General features: G+C 71.5%; 4 protein-coding genes. 1 reads left to right on the top strand and 3 read right to left on the bottom strand.

Translation table 11 applies throughout. From position 1 onward, the window contains the following. Window positions 1-1,266: sensor histidine kinase (locus AC27VN_RS34490; RefSeq protein WP_490879502.1), on the bottom strand; the 1,266-nt coding region annotated here is incomplete at its 3' end. 46 nt (window positions 1,267-1,312) lie between these two features. After that, entirely contained in the window at window positions 1,313-1,630 is a 318-nt protein-coding gene (locus AC27VN_RS34485; protein WP_490879501.1) for a winged helix-turn-helix transcriptional regulator, read from the bottom strand. A gap of 112 nt (window positions 1,631-1,742) precedes the next feature. On the opposite strand from AC27VN_RS34485, the gene AC27VN_RS34480 reads away from it, so the two are divergent. Continuing rightward, window positions 1,743-2,306 (top strand): carboxymuconolactone decarboxylase family protein, encoded by a 564-nt coding sequence (locus AC27VN_RS34480; protein ID WP_490879500.1) that lies wholly within the window; start codon window positions 1,743-1,745, stop codon window positions 2,304-2,306. A 1-nt stretch (window position 2,307) separates the two neighbouring features. On the opposite strand, the gene AC27VN_RS34475 is transcribed toward AC27VN_RS34480, so the two are convergent. Continuing rightward, on the bottom strand, window positions 2,308-4,159 hold a 1,852-nt coding region (locus AC27VN_RS34475), incomplete at its 5' end, for a heavy metal translocating P-type ATPase (RefSeq protein ID WP_490879499.1).

Below are 4,159 nucleotides of genomic sequence, written 5' to 3'. Positions count from 1 at the left end.
GAGCAGGCGCGACAGACGCTGCACGATCGCCAGCCCGATGCCGAGCCCGCGCGAGCGGTCGCGGCCCGGGTTGTCGATCTGGTAGAACTCCTCGAAGATCCGGCCCGACTGCTCGGGCGCGATGCCGATGCCGGTGTCGCGCACCTCGATCCACACCACCTCGCCGCGGTCGCGCGCGATCACCGTCACCCCGCCGCGCCAGGTGTACTTGAGCGCGTTGTCCATCAGGTTCGACAGCATGCGGTGCAGCAGCTGCGGATCGCTGCGCACCCACAGCCCGCTGGCGCGCACCCGCAGCTGCAACTGGCGCTGCTCGGCCTGGGCCGAGAAGGTGTGGTTGAGCGTGAGGAACAGCGCATCGAGCGGCACCGCGTCGAGCGCCGGCGCGACCACGCCGGCATCGAGCCGCGAGACATCGAGCATGGTGTCGAGCGAATGGCCCAGCGCATGCACCGCGCGCATCAGCCGCTCGGCGTTGCGGCCCTCGGGGCGGTTGCGCAGCTCGTTCTCGAGCGCGGCGCCGAACAGCGCGATGGCATGCAGCGGCTGGCGCAGGTCGTGGCTGGCGGTGCCGAGGAAGCGGCTCTTCTCCTGGCTCGCGCGCTCGGTGGCCACCACCTGCTCGCCCAGGCGCGCGGCCAGCACCTCGTTGCGAAAGCGCAGCCGCAGCGCCTCGTCGAGCACGCGGTGCTGGCGCGTCGCGATGCGCAAGGTCAGCACCAGGTGCACCGCGCCGAAGACCGCGAGGAACAGGTGCACCCCGTCGCCCTGCCAGGCCAGCGCGAGCACCAGCCCCGCCATCATCGGGATGCCGTAGCCGAACAAGGCGGGCTTGAGCGAGCACAGCGACTGCATCGAGCGGGTCCAGCCGCTCATGATGACCACCACCAGCAGCGTGGTCGTCACCAGGTCGTCGCGCGCCATGAAGAAGGCCGGCACGGGCGCGGCAACGACGCTCAGCAGCGTGACCTGCGCGGCATAGCGACGGGCCCAGGCCGCGCTCATCGCATCGGGGATGCCGGCATGCCAGCGCGGCGCCAGCAGCACCGCGAGATCGGTGGCGACCACCAGCCCCAGCCACAGCAGCGCGAGGACCGAGCTGCGCCCGAAGGTCGCGACGCCGAGCGCGATCGCGAAGCCGATGTGGGTGGCGACCGAGACGTTGCGCGAGGCATAGAACGACGCCAGGTGCTCGCGCAGCACACGCTGCGCGAGGGCACGGTCGAGGGGCTCGCCGTTCGGGTCGCGGGCTGCGGCGCTGGTCATCGGGACGATTCTGGGGACCGCCCCCGGCGCTCGGAAGTGCCCTAAGTCATGGGACGAACCAGCGGTCGGCCCACTGGTTGAGCGGCTTCAGCCGCCGCACCAGCTCGGCACCCGACTCGGTCAGCGCATAGCCCGCGTCGCCCAGCGCCACGATTTCGGTGGCGCGCAATTCCTTCAGGCGATCGTTGAGCACCGAGGGCGACATCTCGCCGCAGCTGGTGCGCAGCGCGCGAAAGCTCTGCGGCTGGCCGTCGCGCAGCTCCCACAGCACGCGCAGGGTGCCCTTGCGGCCGAGCTGCTCGAGCAGCCGCATGACGGGACGGCGGTGCACCGTGGGGGCTTCGGCGGGATCGTTCTCTTGCATGGTTCGGTGGGCGAGTCGCGTGCGTTACTGCGCTACGCATTCCGTAGCGATAGACTGGATCATCGCTACGGATTTCGTAGCGATTTAGAGCCATTCTATGCAAGGAGTTCCCATGACTGCAGAGACCGCGCCCCGCATCCCGCCGCTCGAGGCGCCCTACCCCGAAGGCATCGCCGAACTGCTCACGCGCATGACGCCACCGCAAGCCCCCGAGGTGCTGAGCCTGTTCCGGGTGATGGCCGTGAACCCCCGGCTCGCCGAGCGCACGCTCGAGCTGGGCCGCCACTTCCTGGGCCGCAAGGCCTCGATCTCGCTGCGCGAGCGCGAGCTCGTGATCCTGCGCGTGTGCGCGCGCTGCGGCGCCGAGTACGAATGGGGCGTGCACTGGAGCGGCTTCGCCGACGCGGCCGGCCTCGGCGAGGCCGAGCGGCGCGCGACCGCCGAGCGCGATGCGGACCTGGGCGCGCTGCAGCCGCGCGACGCCCTGCTGCTGCGCATGGTCGACCAGCTGCACGACACGGGCGACATCGACGACGTGCTGTGGCGCGCGCTCGGCGAACACTGGAGTCATGCGCAGCTGCTTGAGCTGATGATGCTCGCGGGCTGGTACCACGCGGTGAGCTACGTCTGCAACGCGACGCGCGTGCCGCTCGAGCGCTGGGGCGCGCGCTGGTAGCTCAGGCGGCGTTCTTCTCGGCGCGCATCAGGCGCAGCCCGTTCGCCACCACCAGCAGGCTCGCGCCCATGTCGGCGAACACGGCCATCCACATGGTCGCGCTGCCGAACACCGCGAGCACGAAGAACACGCCCTTGATGCCGAGCGCCAGCGTGATGTTCTGCCACAGCACCGCATGCGCGCGGCGCGACAGCCGGATGGTCTCGGGAATGCGGCGCAGGTCGTCGTTCATGATGACCACGTCGGCCGCCTCCATCGCGGTGTCGGTGCCGGCGCCGCCCATCGCGAAGCCGATGTCGGCCTGCGCGAGCGCGGGCGCGTCGTTGATGCCGTCGCCGGTCATGGCGGCCATGCCGTAGCGCTGCTGCATCGCCTTCACGGCATCGAGCTTCTCCTCGGGCAGCAGGTTGCCGCGCACGTCCTCGATGCCGGCATGCGCGCCGATGGTCCTCGCGGTGGCGGCGTTGTCGCCGGTCAGCATCACGGGCACCACGCCGAGCGCGCGCAGTTCGGCGACCGCGGCCTGCGACGAGGGCTTGATGGTGTCGGCCACCGCGAACAGCGCGAGCACCGCCTGTTCCGAGGCCAGCAGGGTGACCGTGCGGCCGGCTTCCTCGTGGCGCTTCAGCGCGGCCTCGATCGCGGGCGTGCAGAGGCCGCGTTCCTCGATCAGCCGGTGGTTGGCCAGCGCGTAGCGTTGGCCGCCGTGCACGGCTTCCACGCCGCGGCCGGGCAGCGCCGCGAAGTCCTGCACCTCCTCGAGCGCGTGGTCGACCGACTTCAGTCCCTCGGCGATGGCCCGGGACACCGGGTGGTCGGAACGCCCTGCGATGCTGGCCGCGATGGCGAGCACGGCCGCGTCGCCGCCGGCCGTGGCGCCGAGCACCTCGGACTCGACCAGCTTCGGCTTGCCCTCGGTGATGGTGCCGGTCTTGTCGAGTGCCACCGCCTTGAGCTTGCGCGCCTCCTCGAGGTAGGTGCCGCCCTTGATCAGGATGCCGCGCCGCGCGGCCGAGGCCAGCGCGCTCACCACCGTCACCGGCGTGGAGATCACCAGCGCGCAGGGGCAGGCGATGACCAGCAGCACCAGCGCCTTGTAGATCGCCTCGAGCCAGGTCCAGCCCATGGCCCAGGGCGTGAACAGCGCGATGGCCAGCGCGACCGCGAACACGGCCGGCGTGTAGATCGCGGCGAAGCGGTCGACGAAGCGCTGCGTGGGCGCGCGCGTGCCCTGCGCCTCCTCCACCGCGTGGATGATGCGCGCCAGCGTGGTGTTGGCGGCCACCGCGGTGACGCGGAACTCGAGCCCCGCGGTCTGGTTGATGGTGCCGGCGAAGACGGTGTCGCCCACGGTCTTGTCGACCGGGATGCTCTCGCCCGTGACCGGCGCCTGGTCGATCGCGCTGCTGCCGGCCGTGACCACGCCGTCGAGCGCCACGCGCTCGCCGGGGCGGATGCGCACCACCGCGCCCAGCGGCACCTCGCTCGCGGCCACGGTCTGCCAGCCGCCATCGGGCTGGCGCACCTCGGCCTGCTCGGGCGCCAGCGCCAGCAGGCTCTGGATCGCGTTGCGCGCGCGGTCCACGGCGCGCGCCTCGATCAGCTCGGCGATCGCATAGAGCGCCATCACCATCGCGGCCTCGGGCCACTGGCCGATGAAGAAGGCGCCGGTCACGGCCACCGCCATCAGCGCATTGATGTTGAGCCGGCCGCGCACCAGCGCCGCGAAGCCCTTCTTGTAGGTGTCGAGCCCCGCGAGCGCGATGGCCGCGAGCGCGAGCCCCATCTCGAAGACCATGAAGCCCCGGCCCTCGAGCGCGAGGAAGGAGACGGACTCGGCGCCGATGGCGAGC

It is taken from the genome of Variovorax sp. 20P10.2.4 (assembly GCF_058244205.1).
This window is presented reverse-complemented; position numbering and strand designations above follow the sequence as displayed.

What these genes read in the sequence shown, in the direction of transcription:
- AC27VN_RS34485 (WP_490879501.1), bottom strand. Translation starts at nt 1,630, where the DNA reads ATGCAAGAGAACGATCCCGCCGAAGCCCCCACGGTGCACCGCCGTCCC.
- AC27VN_RS34480 (WP_490879500.1), top strand. Translation starts at nt 1,743, where the DNA reads ATGACTGCAGAGACCGCGCCCCGCATCCCGCCGCTCGAGGCGCCCTAC.